The organism is Loktanella sp. M215, assembly GCF_021735925.1.
In the GTDB taxonomy this organism is placed as follows: domain Bacteria; phylum Pseudomonadota; class Alphaproteobacteria; order Rhodobacterales; family Rhodobacteraceae; genus Loktanella.
Genome location: NZ_WMEA01000001.1, coordinates 3486051 through 3504771, shown reverse-complemented (window position 1 = coordinate 3504771; position 18721 = coordinate 3486051). Strand labels below are relative to the sequence as shown.

Genomic DNA, 18721 nt, shown 5'->3' with positions numbered 1-18721 from the left:
TGCCGGATGCCTCCGGCGGGAGTATTTTTTGAAAAAAGCGAGGATGGCGGCGGCGGCGGGATGCCTGCGGCGGGCGTTTTCTTTGCGAGATGAAGGGGATCGCGATGCGTTGGGGAATTCTGGGGGCGGCCAATTTCGCGCGGACGCAGATGGGGCCGGCGATCCATGCGGCGCGGGGTGCGGAACTGGTGGCGCTGGCCACGTCCGATCCTGCGAAGGCCGAGGGATTTGCGGATTTTGCGCCGGGGTTGCGGGTGCATGGCGATTACGCGGCACTGCTGGCCGATCCGGGGGTCGATGCGGTCTATATTCCGCTGCCCAATCACCTGCATGTCGACTGGTCGGTGAAGGCGCTGGAGGCGGGCAAGCATGTGCTTTGCGAGAAGCCGATTGCCCTGAAGGCTGACGACATCGACCGGGTGATCGCGGCGCGGGATGCGAGCGGCAAGATGGTGGCGGAAGCCTTCATGATCGTGCATCACCCGCAGTTCGTGCGCGCGCGCGAGCTGGTGCAGGGCGGGGCGATCGGGCGGTTGCGGCACGTCGAGGTGGTCTTTACCTACAACAACCCCGATGCGGCCAATATCCGCAACAGGCCCGAGACGGGCGGTGGCGGGTTGCCGGATATCGGCGTCTATGCCTTCGGTGCGGCGCGCTTCGTCACCGGAGCGGAGCCGGTGGCGATCACCCATGCGCGGGTGGATTTCGAGGGGGGGGTCGATGTCTTTGCCCAGGTGGCGGCGGATTTCGGCGATTTCACCTATGGTGCGGTCGTGTCCACTCGGATGCAGCCGGCGCAGTCCATCGTCTTTCACGGTGACACCGGCCTGCTGCGGCTGACCTGTCCGTTCAATGCCAACCTGTTCGATCTGGCGGAACTGGTGCTGGAGACGGAGGCGGGCAAGCGGACCCATGAACGCTGGCCCGCGGCGAATCATTACGTGTTGCAGGTCGAGGCCTTTGTCGCCGCAGCAGAGGGAGCGGATTACGCCTGTCCGCTGGAGTTCAGCCGCGGCACGCAGGCGATGATCGACATGGTCTTTGACGCCGCAGGGAACCGCTGAGGCGGGCGGGGGTTGGCCTGACGCGTATCAAGCGGGGTCGGTCATGACGAAGACATTTGCAGTTCTGGGGGCGGCGGGCGGTGTCGGCCGGTCCCTCGTCGATCAGGCGCTGGCGCGGGGGCACCGTGTGCGCGCGGTCGAGCTGGACTGGCCCGAGGCTGACGGGCGCGACGGGTTGGAGTTGTGCCGCGCGGATGTGCTGAAGGACGATCTGTCGGATTGTTTCAGCGGTGTGGATGCGGTGCTGTCCTGTCTGGGGGTCGGCAATGCGGCGAAGACGCTGCTGGATCCGCCGCCGCTATATACCCGCGGGACGACGAATATTCTGCGGGGGATGCATCAGGCGGGGGTGGACCGGTTGATCGTGATCTCTGCCAGTTTCGTCGAGGCCAAGAATCGCGGGCCGTTGTATTTCCGGTTGCCGGTGATGGCGGCGCTGCACAACGTGCTGGACCAGATGGCCGAGATGGAAGCGCAGCTGCAGGCCAGCGCCGTGGACTGGACGGCGGTGCGGCCGGGCTGGCTGATGGAGGGGGCGGTGACGGGCGACTATACCGTGACCCCCAATGTGATCCCCGAGGATCTGATCCGGACACGCATGGCCGATGTGGCGCATTTCATGCTGGATCTGGCGGAAAACGGCGGATGGTCGCGGCAGACGCCTGCGCTGGCGCGCAAGGAGGCGCCAGAGGCGTCGTCGCTGACGACGGTCGTCAAGGACATGATCGGCTGAATGCTGGCGCCTTAAGGGGCCAATTTCATGTGCAGGATGTGCTGCGGGCCCGCATCGCCCCCGAGATAGTGTGCACCGTTGTCGATGAAGCCGCCGTTGAGGTAGCTTTTGCGCGCGCCGGGATTGCGCAGGTTCACGGTCAGGTAAAGGTCAGTGGCCGCCGGATAATGCTGCGCCATATAGGCGGGCAGGGCGCGGACCATGGCGCTGCCGATGCCGCGCCCCTGATGGCGGTGGTCGACGATCACGCTGCGCAGGCCAAGGTCGCCGGGGGCAGCGAAGTCGTGGATGCTGGCGTAGTCCCGGTCGATGCGGAAGAAGCCGACCAATGCGCCGTCTGCGTGGATCACATGGATGTCCATGCAGGCGTCGGGCTGCGTGACGAATTGCACCGGTTGGCCGGAGAAGACCACCTGGTCCGGGGCAACCGTCAGCGCGCAGACGGCGTCGCGCTGGTCCGGGGTGTAGGGGGCGAGGGTGACGACGTTCATGCGTCGTCTTCCATCGCCTCCAGCTCGTCGATGAAGCCTTCGATCATCCCGAGGCCCTTGTCCCAGAAGGCGGGGTCTGCGGCGTCGAGGCCGAAGGGGGCCAGCAGTTCCGTGTGATGCTTGGACCCGCCCGCCTTGAGCATGTCGAAGTACTTGGTTTTGAAGTCCGGGTCGCCTTCGGCGTAGACCGCGTAGAGGGCGTTCACTAGGCCGTCGCCGAAGGCGTAGGCGTAGACGTAGAAGGGCGAGTGGACGAAGTGGGGGACGTAGGTCCAGAAGGTTTCGTAGCCGTCCTGAAACTCGAACACAGGGCCGAGGCTTTCGGCCTGCACGGACATCCAGAGGGCGTTGATGTCGTCGGGCGTCAGCTCGCCCTGCGCGCGGGCGGCGTGCAGTTTGCATTCGAAGTCATAGAAAGCGATCTGGCGGACGACCGTGTTGATCATGTCCTCGACCTTGCCGGCGAGCAGGACCTTGCGCTCCTGCTTCGTCTTGGCGCCGTCCAGCAGTTTGCGGAAGGTCAGCATCTCGCCGAAGACGGAGGCGGTTTCGGCTAGCGTGAGGGGCGTGGAGGAGAGGAGTTCGCCCTGGCCTGCGGCGAGGCGCTGGTGGACGCCGTGGCCCAGTTCGTGGGCCAGCGTCATCACATCGCGCGGTTTGCCGAGGTAGTTCAGCATGACGTAAGGATGCACGGTGCTGACGGTGGGGTGGGCGAAGGCACCGGGGGCCTTGCCGGGTTTCACGCCCGCGTCGATCCAGCCGTCGGTGAAGAAGGGTTTCGCGAGGTCCGCCATTTCGGGGGCAAAATCGGCGTAGGCGTCCAGCACCATGTCGCGCGCCTCGTCCCAGCCCACGATGCGGTCACTGTCCATCGGCAGGGGCGCGTTGCGGTCCCAGGTCTGCATCTTGTCGAGGCCAAGCCACTTGGCCTTGAGCGCGTAGTAGCGGTGCGACAGGCGGGGGTAGGCCGCGACGACGGCGTTGCGCAGGGCCTCGACAACCTCCGGCTCCACATGGTTGGACAGGTGGCGGCCGTATTGCGGGGTCGGCATCTTGCGCCAGCGGTCTTCGATTTCCTTTTCCTTCGCCAGCGTGTTGTGGACGCGGGCGAAGAGTTTGACGTTGTCCTTGAAGACGGTGGCGAGGGCCTTGCTGGCGGCCTCGCGCTTGGTGCGGTCGCGGTCGGTCAGCAGGTTGAGGGTGGATTCGAGGTTCAGGGCCGCACCGTCCACGTCGAACATCAGGCCGGCCATGGTTTCGTCGAAAAGGCGGTTCCAGGCGGCGGCACCGACGGTGGATTGGTCGTGCAGGAACTTTTCCATCTCGTCCGACAACTGGTGCGGCTTCATCGCGCGCATCCGATCAAAAATCGGCTTGTATCGGCGCAGGTCGGCGTTCTGGGCCAAAAGGTTCTCCAGATGCGCATCGTCGAGGCGGTTGAATTCCAGACCGTAGAAGACCAGCGGCGTGGTGTAGGTCGTCATGCGGTCCTGCGCGTCGGCCATGAACTTGCCACGCTCGTCATCCGTGGTGATCTGGTAGTAGCGCAGACCGGCGTAGGACATGACGCGGCCGGCGATGATGTCGATATTCTCGTAACGCTTGACCGCGTCGAGCAGGCCTGCGGCATCGAGGTCCGCCAGCTTGCCTTCGTAGTCGGCGGCGAAGTCGGCGCAGGCGGCTTCCAGCCAGTCCATGTCGCGCTTGATCTCGGCGCTGTCGGGGCTGGGGTAGAGGTCGGTCAGGTCCCATTCGGGCAGGTCGCCAAGGTTCCGGCCGCCAGCGTCTGTCTGGGCGTCGAAGGCGGGGGCATGGGTCATGGGTCTGGTCCTGTCTGAATGGTTTGATGTCACATAGGGGCTGGGGGCGCCCCCCTCAACCCTTTGACGCGGCGTCGAAGACGGCTTGCACGGCGTCCCTGTCGCCGTCACGCAGCGCGGCGGGATCGCCCGGCGCGTTGGTGGTCAGGCACAGGTCGGCGCGGACGGGGTAGTGGTCGGATCCTATGGCGGGCAGGATCTGGAAGTCGCGCAGGCCGGGGCCACCCTGCCACAGGATCTGGTCGAGCGGCCATTTCATCCAGGCGCTTTTGGCGTCGAAGCTGACGATCGGGCCGCGGCCTTGGCGGGGGTCGAGGACCTGACCCATGCGCATGGCAAGGCGGGCGGTGTCGTTCCAGGGTGTGGCGTTGTAGTCGCCGGCCATGATGCTGACAGCCTCGCTGTCGGCCGCGAACTGGGCGGCGGTCAGCACGGTGGCGTCGCGCATCTCTGACGACTGGCCGCGCTGGGGCGGGCGGGGATGGACGCCGATGAACTGCACCGTCTCGCGCGGGTGGGCGACGTCGCCGACGAAAAGGGGCGTGTCGCTGCCGAAGGGAAATTCGAACCGGGCGTTTTCCAGCGGGTAGCGGGAAAAGACGTGCATCCCGAAGAAGGTCGCGTTGTCGGGGATGTTCTGCATGACGTAGTCGTAATCGTCGCGCAGCGGGGTCAGGTCGCGGTCCCAGCGTTCGTCCGTCTCCATCACCAGGAGGATGTCGGGATCGTTGGCGCGGACCATGTCGATGACCTGTTGCGCGTCCTGATTGCCGCGCTGAACATTGGTGGATAGCACCTGCAGCACGCCGTCGTCGGCGCAGCGGGGTGTCTGGGCCACCATCTTGGCCGCCAGCGGCTGGTAGGGCCAGAGGGTGCGGACCTGTTCGCCAAGCGCCACGAGCGCCAGCAGCGTCACCACGATACCGCGCCAGCCGGCGATCACCATATAAAGCAGCACGCCTACCGCCAGCGCGGCTGCAATCTGCATGCGGGGGAAGTCGAGGAAGCGGATCCACCATGTATCGGTATTGAGCATCGCGATGCCGGTCGCCGCGACAAGCAGCAGCAGCGCGAGGGCGATGGGGCGGGCGATCCAGCGGCGCATGGGGTCTTCCTTCTTATCCGTAGGCGGGCAGCATCTCCTTGAGGTCCGCCAGCGTGTTCGCCTCGTTCAGTGGTTTGTCGTGCCGCCAGCGCAGCATCCGGGGAAACCGCAGGGCGACGCCCGACTTGTGGCGCGGGCTGGCCTGTATCCCCTCAAACCCCAATTCAAAGACATGTTCCGGGGTGACTTGGCGTACGGGGCCGAACTTTTGCAAGGTATTCTTGCGGACCCAAGCGGTGATCTGCCGGAATTCGGCGTCCGTCAGGCCGGAATAGGCCTTGGTGAACGGGACCAGAGCGTCGCCATCCCAAACGGCAAAGGTGTAGTCGGTGAAGAGGTTCGCCCGCCGGCCGGAGCCTTGCTGCGCATAGATCATCACCGCGTCGATGGTCAGGGGGTCGACCTTCCATTTCCACCAGTCGCCCTTCTTGCGGCCCGCAAGGTAGGGGGAATCGAGGCGTTTCAGCATCAGGCCTTCGGCGGATTTTTCGCGGCTGGTGTCGCGGGCGGCGGCGAGGGTGTCCCAGTCGCTGGCCGCGACCGTGGGGGACAGGCGCAGGGGGGCGGTGGATGGGGCTTTGGCGATGATATTGGCAAGACGCGCGCGCCTGTCGGCGAAGGGCAGGGCGCGGATGTCCTCGCCTGCGTCCTCCAGCAGGTCGTAGGCCATGAGGATGACAGGGGCCTCGGTCAGCAGCTTTTTCGGCACGGTCTTGCGGCCGATGCGGGATTGCAGGGCGTTGAAGGTGAGGGGGGCCTCGTCGCGAAAGGCCAGCACCTCGCCGTCGATCACGGTGCCGTCGGGCAGGAAGTCGCGCAGTTGGGCAAGCTCGGGGAAACGGTCGGTCATCAGGTCCTCGCCCCGGGACCAGAGGTGATGTTCGCCCATTCGCAGGATGAACTGGCCGCGGATGCCGTCCCATTTCCATTCCGCCGACCAGTCGGTGGCGGGGCCGAGGGCGGCAAGGTCTTCGAGGCCGTAAGCGAGGTAGAAGGGGTAGGGGCGTGAGAGGTCCGTGCTGGGGTCGGTGGTTTCGATCAACCGTTCCCACGTTGTGGTGTCCGGCGTCCAGTCGCCCATCAGGCGGTGCGTGAGGTTGGCCTCGTCGCCTTCTGTCGCGATGGACAGGGCGCGGGTCATCAGCTTGCGGCTGACGCCGACGCGGAAGGAGCCGGTGAGCAGTTTGGTGAAGAGATAGCGCTGCGGCCCCGGCAGCGCGTCCCAGGCGGCGAGGATGCCGGCCTTGCGCGCCTCGTCGTCGAGGGCGGAGAGGCGCTTGATTTCCCCAATCCAGAAGGTGAGCGACCGGGCGTCCGTGCCGGTGGCGTCGGGTAGGATCAGGCTGATCGTTTCCGCCAGATCGCCGACGATGCCGTAGGATTCCTCGAACAGCCAAAGGGGAATGCCGCCACGTTCGGCGGCCCATTCGCGCAGGCGGGTGGCGGTGATGGTGCGTTTCGGGCGACGGCCCGAGAAGAGGGCGACGGTCCAGAGCTTGTCGTCGTCGGGGGCGGTGCGAAAGTACTCGGCCAGGGCCGCGACCTTCACCGTTGTCTTGGTCGATTCGTCGATGCGGGCGTAGAGGGCGGCGAAATCCTTCATGCCTCGGCACCGCTTGTGCCAGGCTTGTCGGTATCGTCCGCCTCGTCCACGGATTCGCCGCTGTATTCGGTGCTGACGATATGGGCGTCGTAGCCTTCGTCCGCCAGCCAGCGCTGGAAGGCGGAGGTGTAGCCGTGGGTGGCGAAGATTTTCGTGGCACCGGTTTCGCGGATCGCCGTGTTCAGACCGTCCCAATCCGCGTGGTCGCTGACGACGAAGCCGCGGTCGGCGGCCCGGCGGCGTCTGACCCCGCGCAGGGCCATCCAGCCCGAGGCGAAGGCGGTCGAGGCGGGGCCAAAGCGGCGCGCCCATGTGGTCCCCAGCGCGCTGGGCGTGGCCACGACCAAGGCGCCGGGGTGATCGGCGGCTTTGGTGTCCGGCGTCACGCGGATCGTGTCGGGGAGTTTGACGCCTTGCGCGCGGAGGACCGCGTTCGTGTTCTCGACCGCACCATGGGTCAGGATCGGGCCGATGGCGGGGTCCACGCAGGTCAGCAGGCGCTGGGCCTTGCCAAGCGCGTAGGCCCCGATGATCGAGGTGAGGCCTGCGGCGGCGTTGGCGGCCCACCACGCGTTGATCTGGGCGGTCAGCGCGTCCTCTGTCAGCCATTTGAAGACCGGCAGGCCGAAGGTGCATTCGGTGATGAAGGCGTGGCAGCGGACGGGTTCGAAGGGTTCGGACAGGCCGTCGGCCACTGTCTTGTAATCGCCGGAGGCGACCCAGACTTCGCCCGCGACCTCGACCCGGATCTGGGCGGAGCCGGGGACGTGGCCGGCAGGGTGAAACGAGACAGTGGCGTCATTGATGCGGCGCGCTTCGCCGTAGCTGATCGTGTCGAGCGCGATGTCGCCCAGACGGTGGCGCATGACGGGGGCGGCGGCCGTCGTCGCGAGGTAGCGCTTCATCCCCCAGCGCGAATGGTCCGCGTGGCCGTGCGTGATCAGCGCGCGGTCCACGGGACGCCACGGGTCGATGTAGAAATCGCCGGCGGGGCAGTAGATGCCGCGGTCGGTAAAGGTGAGGACGTCAGCCATGAGGGGGGAATTAGGCCGGGCTGCGGGCTTGGCCAGTGTACCGGGCTGGGACCGCCGCAGCCTTTGGCTGGCGTGTGGCGGGTCGGGTGAACGGGGGCCTGATGGGAGGCGGCAGGGGGGTGGAGGGTGCGGGAGCCTCCGGCGGGAGTATTTGGAAAAAAGCGAGGTGGGAAGAAGGAGGGGCGGCGCGGACGCGTGGGTGCCCGGGGTGGGTGAGGATGGGGGGCGGTTGCTGGTGGGTCCGCCGTCAGGGGTGGGCGTCGAAGAGGGCGGCGGCGGTGTCGAAGAAGCGGGTGCGGATGGCGGGGGATTCCATCATGGTTTCGTGCTTGCCGCCCTCGACGATTTCCAGCGTGCCGGTGGGCCAGCGGGCCATGCGGTCGCGGATGCGGGCGGGGTCGACGATCACTTCGGCGGTGCCGAGGAAGGTCGTCGTGGGCACGCGGGGTGAGGCGAGGCGCGCCATGCGCCGCATCTCGACCAGCGATTCGTTGAGCCAGCGCAGGGAGGGGCCACCGAGGCCGAGGTCCGGGTAGGCGGTGATCTGGCGGCGCATGTAGTCGAACATCTCGGCGTCGGAGGTCAGGGTGTTTTCCTCGACCGCGATGCGGGTGAGGTAGTTTTCCGCCTCTTGCCCCGGGGCCATGCGGGTATCCATGCCGATGCGGCGGGCCATGGCGGAGATGCCCCAGGCGAAGGGACGCAGGGCCGCGGCCATCTGGATGCCCCACATCGGGGCCGAGAAGACGGCGGCGCGGACGGGCAGCCCTTCGAGCAGGGCGCGCAGACCGATGGCGCCGCCCATGGAATGGGCGATGAGGTAGAAGGGTTTCGGCAGGCCGAGGTCGCGGGCGTGGGTCAGCATCGCTGCCACGTCCTTTTGAAAGTCGCCGAAGGCTGCGACATGGCCCGTGGCGCGGTTCGGTGTGGCGCGGTCGGCCAGACCCTGACCGCGCCAGTCCACGGTGACGGTCGCATAGCCGCGTGTGCGCAAAGCGCTGGCGGCGCGGCCGTATTTTTCGATGTATTCGGTGCGGCCGGGGAACAGCAGCACGGTGCCGCGGTCGGCGTCAGAGACCCAGTGGCCGACGCGGATCTGGGCATGATCCGTGGTCTTGATCCAGTGTGCCGCCCCTGCATCGGGGCCATCGGCGACGTCCGCGTGCAGGGGGGCGTAACGCATCAGGCCAGCACGCCTGCCAGTTGCATCGCCTTGCCCATGTCGCCGTCGATGGTCAGCTTGCCGGTCATGAAGGCGGCGGTGGGGTTCTCGTCACCGTTCAGGATGCCCTCGAAGGTGTCGCGGGACGCGGTGAGGGTGACCTCTGCCTCTTCGTCGCCGGCGCGGGCGCCGTTCTGGTCGATCATGATGGCGCCTTCATCCTCCACCACGAACTTGGCGATGCCGTCGAAACCGCCGTCCATTTTTTCGTTCAGCTTGGTGACGGCCTGTGTAATGACTTCGCTCATGGTGATGTCTCCTTTGTCGAGGTTGTGAGGGCGCGCCACTGGTATCGGACGCGGGTTACGCTACATTGTCGGTATGACCAAGCGAAGATCAGTCATCAATCCTTTCGTGGCGGCATTTGTGCTGGCGCTGGCCTGTGGCAGCGGCGTGCAGGCGCAGACGGCAGAGCTGGACGCGTTGTTCGACCGGCTGGCCGAGGCCGGTCCCGACGAGACGTCACAAATCCAGGGCCAGATCGCGGCCCAGTGGTCGCGCAGCGGATCGCCTGCGATGGACCTGCTGCTGCGCCGGGGTGCCGACGCGATGGAGGCGGGCGAGACCGCGCTGGCCATCCAGCATCTGAGCGCGCTGATCGACCATGCGCCGGATTTCGCCGAAGGCTATAACGAGCGCGCCACCGCCTATTATACGGCCGGTCAGGTCGGCCCTGCGCTGGCCGATATCCAGACCACCCTGCGGCTGAACCCGCGCCATTTCGGTGCGATGAGCGGGCTGGCCGTGATCCTTGAAGAACTGGATCGCCCCGAAGACGCCCTTGAGGTCTACGCCCGAATCCTTGAGATTGCCCCCCATGCGGAAGGCGTCACCGACGCCATGGACCGCCTGTCAGTCAAACTGGACGGTCTGGCCCTCTGAAGCCTTGACCGACCCTGCGGGGACGAACATGCAGCCCTCTCGCGTTACGGCCGTTCTGGGGCCGACGAACACCGGCAAGACGCATTATGCGATCGAGCGGATGCTGGGGCATCGCACGGGAGTTATCGGCCTGCCGCTGCGGCTGCTGGCGCGCGAGGTCTATGACCGAATCGTCAAGGCGCGGGGGCCGGGGGTCGTCGCACTGGTGACGGGCGAAGAGCGGATCGTGCCGCCGCGCACCGCCTATTGGGTCTGCACGGTCGAGGCGATGCCCGAGGGGCTGGGCTGCGATTTTCTGGCGGTGGACGAGATCCAGCTGTGTGGCGATCCCGAACGCGGCCATGTGTTCACCGACCGGCTGCTGCATGCGCGCGGGTTGCACGAGACGCTGTTCATGGGGTCGGACACCATGCGGCAGGCGATCGTGGCGATGATCCCGCAAGTGACGATCCAGCGGCGCGACCGGTTTTCGGAGCTGAGTTATGCCGGATCGAAGAAGTTGAGTCGGATGCCGGCGCGGTCGGCCATCGTCGGATTCTCGGTCGAGAACTGCTATGCCATCGCGGAACTGATCCGGCGCCAGAAGGGCGGTGCCGCCGTCGTGATGGGCGCGCTGTCGCCCCGCACGCGGAATGCGCAGGTCGAGATGTATCAGAATGGCGATGTGGATTATCTGGTGGCGACCGATGCCATCGGGATGGGGCTGAACCTGGACATCAAGCATGTGGCCTTTTCGGCCACGACCAAGTTCGATGGTCACCGGATGCGCGAGTTGCGGCCCGACGAGCTGGCGCAGATCGCGGGCCGGGCCGGGCGGCATCTGGCGGCGGGCAGCTTTGGCGTGACTGGCGAGGCGGAGGAGCTGGACGAGGGCGTCGTCAACCAGATCGTCAACCACCAGTTCGTGCCGGTGAAAAAGCTGCAATGGCGCAATTCCGACCTGCAGTTCGGGTCGATCAAGCGTCTGTTGCAGACGCTGGAGGCGCGCACCGACAACGACTGGCTGACCCGCGTACGCGAGAGCGACGACCTTGCCGCGTTACGGAGTCTCGGCAATGACGAGATCGTGGCGGCGCGCGCCAGTGATGGCCCCAGCGTGCGGCTGCTGTGGGATGTCTGCCGGGTGCCAGACTTTCGCGGGATCAGTAAAGGGGAACACGCAAGCCTTCTCATGCGTATATTCACCGACCTGCACCAGATCGGCCATATCGACGAAAACTGGTTTGCACTGCAGGTCGCGCGGATCGATCGGGACGACGGCGACATCGATACGCTGTCAAAGCGGTTGGCGTATATCCGCACATGGACCTATGTGGCACAGCGCAAGGGCTGGCTGCGGGACGAAAACCATTGGCGTGACCAGACCCGCGCTGTAGAAGACCGCCTATCGGATGCGCTGCACGGCGCATTGGCGCAAAGATTTGTGGACCGGCGGACATCCGTATTGCTCCGGCGGCTCAAACAGAAGGAGAGCCTCTTGGCTGACGTGAACGACAAGGGCGAAGTGACGGTCGAGGGCGAATTCATCGGCCGTCTTGAGGGATTCCGCTTTCGCATGGACAAGGCGGGCAGCCCGGACGAGGCCAAGACGCTGCGGCAGGCGAGCGCGCAGGCGCTGGTGCCACATTTCCACCTGCGGGCGGACCGGTTCTATAACGCGCCGGACACCGAGATGGATTTCACCGAGCAGGGCGGCCTGATGTGGGGCGATCAGGCGGTCGGCAAGCTGACCGCTGGTGACGATCCCATGAAGCCGAAGGTTGTGGCCTTTGTCGATGACGAGGCCGGTCCTGATGTCATCGCCAAGGTGCAGCGCCGTCTGCAGCATTTCATCGACCGCAAGGTCGCCACGGCATTCGAGCCGCTGCTGGCGCTGAAGAACGACGAGACGCTGACGGGCACGGCCAAGGGCTTTGCCTACCGGATGGCCGAACACTTTGGCATCATCCCGCGTGGCGAGGTGGCCGAAGAGGTCAAGGCGCTGGATCAGGAGGCGCGCGGCGCCTTGCGTAAACATGGTATAAGGTTCGGCCAGTTCACGATCTTTCTGCCGCTGTTGCTGAAACCCGCACCCACCCGTCTGCGTCTGGTCCTGTGGGCTTTGCAACAGGGTCTGCAGGAGTTTCCCGAAAGCCCGCCGCCCGGTCTGGTGACGGTGCCCGCGGCGCAGGACGCCGCACCGGGATATTACGCAATGGCGGGATACCGTGCAGCCGGGGCGCGGGCGATCCGCATCGACATGCTCGAAAGGCTGGCTGACATGCTGCGCGATCAGAACAGCAAGACCGGATTTGAAGCGGTGCCCGACATGCTGTCGATCACCGGGACCACGCTGGACCAGTTTGCCGATCTGATGGGCGGTCTGGGTTATGCGGCCGAAAAGGGCGAGCGTCCCAAGGTCAAGGCGGCGCGTCCGCCGATTCCCGACCGGCCTGCCGATGCCCCCGGCGACATGCCCGGCGAAGGTGTGCCGACGGACCCCGGCGAGGCGCCCGGTCCCGATCTGCCGAACCCGATGCCGGACGAGCCTACGACGGTACCCGGCGATGCGCCGACGGACCTGCCGGGGATGCCGCCGGCGATGCCCGCGCAACTGGATGCCATCGGTGATTCGACGACTGGAATCGTCGAGGAGGGGACGGATACGACTGAGGCGCCTGCGCCTGAGATGGAGACCTTCTATACCTTCACCTGGGGCAAGCGGCCCGCCCGTCAGGGTGGCCGTCCGCAGGGCGCGCGCCGGTCCGACGACGCACCGCGCAAGGCCGAAGGCGGCCAGCCGCGGCGTGGGAAATCCGATGGAAAGCCCGGTGGTAAGCCCGGCGGCAAGCCGCAGGGACGGCGCGGGCCGAAGCCCGACGACAAGCCACAAAGCTTTGCGGCCAAACCCGCCCGGACCGAGAAGAAGATCGATCCCGACAATCCCTTTGCCGCAGCCCTTCAGGGTTTCAAACCTAGTTGAGCGAGGCGCGTCCGACGATCCGGCTGGACAAGTGGCTGTGGCAGGCGCGATTCTTCAAATCGCGCAGCTTGGCCGCCGAGATCGTGAGTGGCGGCAAGGTGCGGGTGGACGGCACACCGGTGTCCAAGCCCGCCCGCGCTGTGGGCGCGGGCAACGTGCTGACCTTTGCGCAGGAACGTCAGGTGCGCGTCGTGCGGATCGTGGACTGCGGCACCCGCCGCGGTCCGGCGACCGAGGCGCAGGGCCTTTACGAGGACCTGTCGCCGCCTGTGGTGCAAGAGCCGGCAAATCCGCGCTATGACGGGGGTGGACGGCCCACCGGCAAGGATCGCCGCGACATGAACGCAGCACGGGGCCGGGACGATCCATTCGCGCTTGAATGATCCTGCCGCCTGTCCTAGCAAGTCGTGCATACAAGCCTCGGAAGATCGCCCATGACCTATATCGTCAACGACAACTGCATCGCCTGCAAATACACCGACTGCGTCGAAGTCTGCCCGGTGGACTGCTTCTACGAAGGCGAGAACATGCTGGTGATCCATCCTGACGAATGTATCGACTGCGGCGTCTGCGAACCCGAATGCCCCGCCGACGCGATCCGCCCGGACACCGAGCCGGACATGGAGAAGTGGGTCGAGTTCAATCGCAAGTATTCGGAAAAATGGCCGGTCATCATCACCAAGAAGGACCCGCTGCCGAATGCCGAGGAGATGGACGGCAAGACCGGCAAGATGGACCTGTTCAGCGAAGCCGCCGGCGAAGGTGGCTGATTCGCGCCGTCGCGCACGGCAAGTCCTTGATTTTCGATCATTTTGACCTCTGAAATGTCACGCTTTCGCGAGGGTGATTTTTGTGGTATGGTCTGCGCAATGCCGCAAATGACCTGACCCCGTTTACTGCGTCCGACACCCTGACGATGACATCAGTCGCCGCCGGGGTCTTTTGCCGTCCGGGTCACAGAAAGGATTGCCATGAGCAAGTCGAAGAAGAAAGATTTCCAGCCCAACGATTTCGTCGTCTATCCGGCGCACGGCGTGGGCAAGATCGTGTCCGTCGAAACCCAAGAAGTCGCGGGATTCGAGCTGGAGCTGTTCGTGATCGCCTTCGAGAAGGACAAGATGACCCTGCGTGTGCCCACGCACAAGGCGACCGAAGTCGGCATGCGTGCCCTGTCGACGCCCGACGTCGTCAGCCACGCCATGAAGACCCTGCGCGGCAAGGCCAAGGTCAAGAAGGCCATGTGGTCGCGCCGTGCGCAAGAATATGAGCAAAAGATCAACTCAGGTGATCTAATTGCTATTGCAGAAGTCGTACGCGATCTGCATCGTGCGGATGATCAGCGCGAGCAGAGCTATTCGGAGCGTCAGCTTTACGAGGCGGCACTGGAGCGTCTGACCCGCGAGATCGCCGCCGTGGCCGGCAACGACGAGAAGGCCGCTGCGGAAGAGATCGGATCGGTTCTGGTGGGTCGCGCGGCGTAAGCCCGACCTGCCAGGGAGGAGGAGAGGCCGCACTTGGGAGGGTGCGGCCTTTCTTTTTGGCGCAAGCGAATTTTTTGCGAAAAAACAGCCTTCGCGGTCAGGTGAGCGCCCGCCAGCCGATGTCGCGGCGACAAAACCCCTCTGGCCAGTCCACAGCGTCCACCATGGCGTAGGCGCGGGCGTGCGCCTCGGCCAGTGTGGCGCCGCGGGCGGTCAGGCCGAGGACGCGGCCACCGGTGGCGATGATATGGCCATCGGCGTCCTCGGCCGTGCCGGCGTGGAAGGCCATGTTGAAGCTATCCTCCGGCAGGTCAGACAGGCCGCGGATCACGGTCCCCTTTGTATAGGCGCCGGGATAGCCCTGCGCCGCCATCACCACGGTCAGCGCGTGATCGTCGGCCCAGTGGACGCGCTGGTCGGCCAGGCGCCCTTCGGCGCAGGCGTGCAGCAGATCAAGGATCTGACCCCCCAGACGCATCATCAGACCCTGACATTCGGGATCGCCGAATCGGACGTTGAATTCCACAAGGCGCGGCTGGCCGTCCTTGATCATCAGGCCGACGAAAAGGACGCCGGTAAACGGCGTGCCGCGGGCGGCCATGGCGGCCATGGTCGGTTTCACGATCCGGTCGAGGGCGGCCTGTGTCACCGCCTCGGTCATCACGGGCGCGGGCGTATAGGCGCCCATGCCGCCGGTGTTGGGGCCGGTGTCGCCGTCGCCCACGCGCTTGTGGTCCTGTGCGGTGCCGATCGGCAGCACGGTCGTCCCGTCGCAGAGCACGAAGAAGGAGGCTTCCTCGCCATCCATGAATTCCTCGACCACGACCTCGGCCCCGGCGTCGCCGAACTGGCCACCCATCATGTCGTCGATGGCGGCGAGGGCTTCATCAAGCGTCATTGCGACGACGACGCCCTTGCCGGCGGCGAGGCCGTCGGCCTTGATGACGATGGGCGCGCCTTGGGTGCGGACATAGTCGCGGGCATCGTCGGGGTGGGTGAAATGGGCATAGGCGGCGGTGGGGGCGTCGCAGGCGTCGCAGATCGCCTTGGTGAAGGATTTCGACGATTCGAGCCGCGCCGCCGCGGCGGAGGGGCCGAAGACCGACAACCCTGCCGCACGGCAGGCGTCGGCAACACCGGCGGCGAGCGGTGCCTCTGGCCCGATCACCACGAAGTCGATGGCGTTCTGGGCGGCGAAGTCCACCACGGCGGCGCCGTCCATGATGTCGATCTCGGCGCATTCGGCCAGATCCGCGATGCCGGCGTTCCCCGGCGCCACGATCAGGCGGTCGCACTTCGGGTTCTGCTTGATCGCCCAGGCCAGGCTGTGTTCGCGGCCGCCGCTGCCCAGGATCAGGATATTCATCGGGGTCTCTCCGCTTGGCCTTGGTTGGGTTGCGTTCTAAGGTCAGCGCAGACGCATCACAAGGGCAGCCAGATGGACCTTTTCGAACACGCCGAACCTGCGAGCAACGCGCCGGAATTCACCGTCAGTGAAATCGCGGGCGCCGTGAAGAAGGCGATCGAGGGCGAGTTCGGGCATGTGCGGATCAGGGGCGAGGTCGGGCGCGTGACGCGGCCACGGTCCGGGCACCTTTATCTGGATCTGAAGGACGACCGCGCGGTCCTGTCGGGAATCATCTGGAAGGGGCGCGCGGACGCGCTGGCGCAATTGCCCGAGGAGGGGATGGAGGTTATCGCCACCGGGCGGCTGACGACCTTCCCCGGGCAGTCGAAATACCAGATCATCATCGACGACATCGCGCCTGCCGGTGCCGGTGCGCTGATGGCGATGTTGGAAAAGCGCAAAGCCAAGCTGCAGGGCGAGGGGCTGTTCGACACGGCCCACAAGCAGCCGCTGCCGTTCCTGCCAGAGATCATCGGCGTCGTGACCTCGCCCACCGGGGCGGTGATCCGCGACATCCTGCACCGGTTGCGCGACCGGTTTCCGCGCAAGGTGCTGGTCTGGCCTGTCGCCGTGCAGGGGGCGAATTGCGCCAAGGAGGTCGCTGCGGCGATCCGGGGGTTCAACATGATGACGCCCGGCGGCGCGCTGCCGCGGCCCGATCTGCTGATCGTGGCGCGGGGCGGCGGGTCGCTGGAGGATCTTTGGGGCTTCAACGAGGAAATCGTGGCGCGTGCGACGTTCGAGAGCCGGATTCCCCTGATCTCTGCCGTGGGGCACGAGACGGATACGACGCTGATCGACTTCGTCAGCGACCGGCGGGCCCCGACGCCGACGGCGGCGGCCGAGATGGCGGTGCCGGTGCGGATGGACCTGTTCGCTGCGCTGGACAATCAGGGTGCGCGGATCAGCCGGGCAGTGACGCAAGGGTTGGGGCTGCGCCAGCAGCGGGTGCGCGATCTGGCGCGCGCGTTGCCGCAGCCGGAGGCGCTGTTGCAGGGACCGGCGCAGCGGCTGGATTATCTGGGCGAGCGGTTGCCTGCGGCGTTACGCTCCGCTGCAGCGGCGAAGCGGGTGAAGCTGGCGAATGCGGCGCTGCGGCCGGGTGTGCTGCAGCGCGGTGTGGCTGAACAACGGCGCCGGCTGGATGCGCTGGCGGCAAGGCTGGACCCGGCTCTGGTGCGGCGCGTCGGCGATGCCGGTCAGCGGTTGTCGGGCCTGCGTCTGTCGCCGCCGGACCTTTCGCGCCCGCGCGAGCGGCTGGAAGCCCGCGTTCAGCGCCTGATCGACCGGGCGACGCGGGCCCAGGACGCACGCCGCGCCCGGCTGCTGGCGCTGGACCGCCTGCGGGAAACGCTGGGTTACCGCGAGACCCTTCGGCGCGGTTACGCGGTCGTGCGCGCCGATGGCGCGGTGGCGACGCAGACGGCGGATGTGCAGGGGGCGAGCGTGGTCGAGATCGAGTTCGCAGACGGGCGGGTGCAGGTCTAGGACAGCAGGTCAGGACCCGCGCAGACGAGGGGGGTCTGCGCCTCGGTCGCCTCGAACAGGACGGTGCCTTCGGTCGATTGCGCGCGCAAGCCGCGGTCGGTGCGATCGACCGTCCAGCACTTCGGGACCGGGTCGGTCAGGTAGACGAAGCAGATCAGCCCGTCGCGGTCGTACCAGACGCCGGTCTGGCAGACGCCGGGTTCCGACGACCATGTGACGGCGCGGTCGGGGCCGTAGGCTTCGACCCCGAAGGGGGTGCCGTCGGGCTGGGTGAAGGTCAGGGTCTTGCCGCTGACATAGGCGTCGAAATCCGCCGCCGTCATCGGGTCGGCCAATGTCGGTCCGGCGATCAGGCACAGGGCGAGCGCGCGGATCATGCGGATTGCCAGCGGCGCACCCGGCGGTCCATGACGCGGCGCCACAGCGGCGGGAACAGTGCCAGCGCCGCCATGGCGGGCAGGGACCGGGGCAGGGTCGGGCCGTCGTCCTCCAGCCGCAGGGTGGGAAAGGCGCGGGCCGGATGGGCGTGGTGATCGGCGTGGCGCGGCGCGTTCAGCATCATCGCCGCGGTGAACCACTGCGGCGCGTTCCAGCTGTGCCGGGGGCCGACGGGTTCCGGCTTGCCACCTTCGGTCACGCGACGGGTCAGGCCGTAGTGCTGCACGTAGTCCGACAGCAGCAGCTGCACCTGCGCGTAAGCGACAAGGCAGAGGTAGCCCAGCAGCCCGCGCCAGCCGCCCAGCAGCATCGCCAGCGCCAGCATCAGCGCACCCCCCGCCAGATAGACGACGTAAGGGTTGTGCCAGTGCGCGCGGCCCACGCGGTCGAGGCGCGCGGACTCGGCGGCATAGCCAAGGCGGAAGGCGCCGATCCAGGCGCGCGGGGCATAGGCCCAGAAGCCCTGTCCCTGCGGCGCGGTGGCCGGATCCTCTGGCGTGGCGACAAGCCGGTGGTGGATCAGCACGTGGGCCGAGGTGTGGTGCCCGTAAAGCAGCGAGATATAGACCCATTTGCCTAAGCGGTGCAGCGGGCGCGGGCCGCGGTGGATCAGTTCATGCGCGGTGGCATTGCCGACCTGCCCGAACCACAGGCCGGCGGCGATGGTCAGCCCGGCCTTGGCCCAGAGGCCCAGATTGTTGGCCCCCAGCTCGTGCACGATCAGCGCCAGTGTCGCGAAATGTCCAAACGCCAGCAGCACGCAAAGCCCGTCGGCGGCGGGGAATTCCCGGTTCGCGTCGTCGGCGGGCGGCAGCGTCACGGCGACAAGCTGGTCCAGAAGATAGGTCAGCAGCGTCATGCCGACCAGTGCCACCACGACCCAGGGACCACCCAACAGGGCCCCGGCGGCGATCAGACCCAACGGCAACAGCGTGGCAAGAGGGAACAGGATGACGGCAAACATGGCGACCCGGAATGAGATTCGCCTCT

General features: G+C 66.5%; 18 protein-coding genes. 8 read left to right on the top strand and 10 right to left on the bottom strand.

Going from position 1 to position 18721, the window contains the following annotated elements:
• Positions 1 to 104: 104 nt before the first annotated feature.
• Both GLR48_RS17210 and GLR48_RS17205 read left to right on the top strand, forming a co-directional pair.
• Positions 105 to 1064, top strand: a complete 960-nt coding sequence (locus GLR48_RS17210) for a Gfo/Idh/MocA family protein (protein ID WP_237063218.1) — start codon at positions 105 to 107, stop codon at positions 1062 to 1064.
• A gap of 43 nt (positions 1065 to 1107) precedes the next feature.
• Positions 1108 to 1797, top strand: a complete 690-nt coding sequence (locus GLR48_RS17205) for an NAD(P)-dependent oxidoreductase (RefSeq protein ID WP_237063217.1) — start codon at positions 1108 to 1110, stop codon at positions 1795 to 1797.
• An 11-nt stretch (positions 1798 to 1808) separates the two neighbouring features.
• Here the strand turns inward: GLR48_RS17205 and GLR48_RS17200 are convergent, their stop codons facing one another.
• The 7 genes from GLR48_RS17200 to GLR48_RS17170 all read right to left on the bottom strand — a co-directional run bounded on the left by GLR48_RS17200 (position 1809) and on the right by GLR48_RS17170 (position 9320).
• Positions 1809 to 2288 carry a GNAT family N-acetyltransferase gene (locus GLR48_RS17200; protein WP_237063215.1) on the bottom strand — a complete coding sequence of 160 codons (480 nt, stop codon included), beginning with the start codon at positions 2286 to 2288 and terminating at the stop codon, positions 1809 to 1811.
• Positions 2285 to 4108, bottom strand: a complete 1824-nt coding sequence (locus tag GLR48_RS17195) for a M3 family oligoendopeptidase (RefSeq protein WP_237063213.1) — start codon at positions 4106 to 4108, stop codon at positions 2285 to 2287. Before GLR48_RS17195 ends, GLR48_RS17200 begins: the two co-directional genes overlap by 4 nt.
• Before the next feature lie 55 nt (positions 4109 to 4163).
• Entirely contained in the window at positions 4164 to 5213 is a 1050-nt protein-coding gene (locus GLR48_RS17190) for an endonuclease/exonuclease/phosphatase family protein (RefSeq protein WP_237063211.1), read from the bottom strand.
• A gap of 13 nt (positions 5214 to 5226) precedes the next feature.
• The gene (locus GLR48_RS17185) at positions 5227 to 6816 is read right to left on the bottom strand and encodes an ATP-dependent DNA ligase (RefSeq protein WP_237063209.1); all 1590 of its coding nucleotides are present in this window, start codon (positions 6814 to 6816) and stop codon (positions 5227 to 5229) included.
• A complete protein-coding gene (locus tag GLR48_RS17180; protein ID WP_237063208.1) occupies positions 6813 to 7850 on the bottom strand; it encodes a ligase-associated DNA damage response exonuclease in 1038 nt (345 codons plus the stop codon). The genes GLR48_RS17185 and GLR48_RS17180 overlap by 4 nt, the downstream gene beginning before the upstream one ends.
• A 247-nt stretch (positions 7851 to 8097) precedes the next feature.
• Complete coding sequence (locus GLR48_RS17175) at positions 8098 to 9033, bottom strand: alpha/beta fold hydrolase (protein ID WP_237063207.1); 936 nt, start codon at positions 9031 to 9033, stop codon at positions 8098 to 8100.
• On the bottom strand, positions 9033 to 9320 hold the full coding sequence (locus GLR48_RS17170) for an SCP2 sterol-binding domain-containing protein (protein ID WP_237063206.1): 288 nt from the start codon (positions 9318 to 9320) through the stop codon (positions 9033 to 9035). Before GLR48_RS17170 ends, GLR48_RS17175 begins: the two co-directional genes overlap by 1 nt.
• A 73-nt stretch (positions 9321 to 9393) precedes the next feature.
• Here GLR48_RS17170 and GLR48_RS17165 point away from each other — a divergent pair, with 73 nt between their 5' ends.
• The 5 genes from GLR48_RS17165 (at position 9394) to GLR48_RS17145 (ending at position 14397) form a co-directional block, all read left to right on the top strand.
• Positions 9394 to 9954, top strand: a complete 561-nt coding sequence (locus GLR48_RS17165) for a tetratricopeptide repeat protein (RefSeq protein WP_237063205.1) — start codon at positions 9394 to 9396, stop codon at positions 9952 to 9954.
• Between the two features lie 28 nt (positions 9955 to 9982).
• The gene (locus GLR48_RS17160) at positions 9983 to 12916 is read left to right on the top strand and encodes a helicase-related protein (protein ID WP_237063204.1); all 2934 of its coding nucleotides are present in this window, start codon (positions 9983 to 9985) and stop codon (positions 12914 to 12916) included.
• Positions 12913 to 13299, top strand: coding sequence for an RNA-binding S4 domain-containing protein (locus tag GLR48_RS17155; RefSeq protein WP_237063203.1), 387 nt, complete (start codon positions 12913 to 12915; stop codon positions 13297 to 13299). The genes GLR48_RS17160 and GLR48_RS17155 overlap by 4 nt, the downstream gene beginning before the upstream one ends.
• Before the next feature lie 51 nt (positions 13300 to 13350).
• The gene (gene fdxA, locus GLR48_RS17150) at positions 13351 to 13686 is read left to right on the top strand and encodes a ferredoxin FdxA (protein ID WP_237063201.1); all 336 of its coding nucleotides are present in this window, start codon (positions 13351 to 13353) and stop codon (positions 13684 to 13686) included.
• Positions 13687 to 13887: 201 nt separating this feature from the next.
• On the top strand, positions 13888 to 14397 hold the full coding sequence (locus GLR48_RS17145) for a CarD family transcriptional regulator (RefSeq protein WP_237063199.1): 510 nt from the start codon (positions 13888 to 13890) through the stop codon (positions 14395 to 14397).
• 97 nt (positions 14398 to 14494) lie between these two features.
• On the opposite strand, the gene purD is transcribed toward GLR48_RS17145, so the two are convergent.
• On the bottom strand, positions 14495 to 15763 hold the full coding sequence (purD, locus tag GLR48_RS17140; protein ID WP_237063198.1) for a phosphoribosylamine--glycine ligase: 1269 nt from the start codon (positions 15761 to 15763) through the stop codon (positions 14495 to 14497).
• 72 nt (positions 15764 to 15835) lie between these two features.
• On the opposite strand from purD, the gene xseA reads away from it, so the two are divergent.
• On the top strand, positions 15836 to 17293 hold the full coding sequence (gene xseA, locus GLR48_RS17135) for an exodeoxyribonuclease VII large subunit (RefSeq protein WP_237063197.1): 1458 nt from the start codon (positions 15836 to 15838) through the stop codon (positions 17291 to 17293).
• On the opposite strand, the gene GLR48_RS17130 is transcribed toward xseA, so the two are convergent.
• Together GLR48_RS17130 and GLR48_RS17125 are read right to left on the bottom strand one after the other, a co-directional pair.
• Entirely contained in the window at positions 17290 to 17670 is a 381-nt protein-coding gene (locus tag GLR48_RS17130; RefSeq protein ID WP_237063196.1) for a hypothetical protein, read from the bottom strand. The two genes, xseA and GLR48_RS17130, sit on opposite strands and share 4 nt — an antisense overlap.
• The gene (locus tag GLR48_RS17125; protein ID WP_237063195.1) at positions 17667 to 18695 is read right to left on the bottom strand and encodes an alkane 1-monooxygenase; all 1029 of its coding nucleotides are present in this window, start codon (positions 18693 to 18695) and stop codon (positions 17667 to 17669) included. The genes GLR48_RS17130 and GLR48_RS17125 overlap by 4 nt, the downstream gene beginning before the upstream one ends.
• Positions 18696 to 18721: the final 26 nt, after the last annotated feature.

Coding starts and splice junctions, on each gene's coding strand:
- GLR48_RS17210 (WP_237063218.1), top strand. CDS start 105: ATGCGTTGGGGAATTCTGGGGGCGGCCAATTTCGCGCGGACGCAGATG.
- GLR48_RS17205 (WP_237063217.1), top strand. CDS start 1,108: ATGACGAAGACATTTGCAGTTCTGGGGGCGGCGGGCGGTGTCGGCCGG.
- GLR48_RS17200 (WP_237063215.1), bottom strand. CDS start 2,288: ATGAACGTCGTCACCCTCGCCCCCTACACCCCGGACCAGCGCGACGCC.
- GLR48_RS17195 (WP_237063213.1), bottom strand. CDS start 4,108: ATGACCCATGCCCCCGCCTTCGACGCCCAGACAGACGCTGGCGGCCGG.
- GLR48_RS17190 (WP_237063211.1), bottom strand. CDS start 5,213: ATGCGCCGCTGGATCGCCCGCCCCATCGCCCTCGCGCTGCTGCTGCTT.
- GLR48_RS17185 (WP_237063209.1), bottom strand. CDS start 6,816: ATGAAGGATTTCGCCGCCCTCTACGCCCGCATCGACGAATCGACCAAG.
- GLR48_RS17180 (WP_237063208.1), bottom strand. CDS start 7,850: ATGGCTGACGTCCTCACCTTTACCGACCGCGGCATCTACTGCCCCGCC.
- GLR48_RS17175 (WP_237063207.1), bottom strand. CDS start 9,033: ATGCGTTACGCCCCCCTGCACGCGGACGTCGCCGATGGCCCCGATGCA.
- GLR48_RS17170 (WP_237063206.1), bottom strand. CDS start 9,320: ATGAGCGAAGTCATTACACAGGCCGTCACCAAGCTGAACGAAAAAATG.
- GLR48_RS17165 (WP_237063205.1), top strand. CDS start 9,394: ATGACCAAGCGAAGATCAGTCATCAATCCTTTCGTGGCGGCATTTGTG.
- GLR48_RS17160 (WP_237063204.1), top strand. CDS start 9,983: ATGCAGCCCTCTCGCGTTACGGCCGTTCTGGGGCCGACGAACACCGGC.
- fdxA (WP_237063201.1), top strand. CDS start 13,351: ATGACCTATATCGTCAACGACAACTGCATCGCCTGCAAATACACCGAC.
- GLR48_RS17145 (WP_237063199.1), top strand. CDS start 13,888: ATGAGCAAGTCGAAGAAGAAAGATTTCCAGCCCAACGATTTCGTCGTC.
- purD (WP_237063198.1), bottom strand. CDS start 15,763: ATGAATATCCTGATCCTGGGCAGCGGCGGCCGCGAACACAGCCTGGCC.
- xseA (WP_237063197.1), top strand. CDS start 15,836: ATGGACCTTTTCGAACACGCCGAACCTGCGAGCAACGCGCCGGAATTC.
- GLR48_RS17130 (WP_237063196.1), bottom strand. CDS start 17,670: ATGATCCGCGCGCTCGCCCTGTGCCTGATCGCCGGACCGACATTGGCC.
- GLR48_RS17125 (WP_237063195.1), bottom strand. CDS start 18,695: ATGTTTGCCGTCATCCTGTTCCCTCTTGCCACGCTGTTGCCGTTGGGT.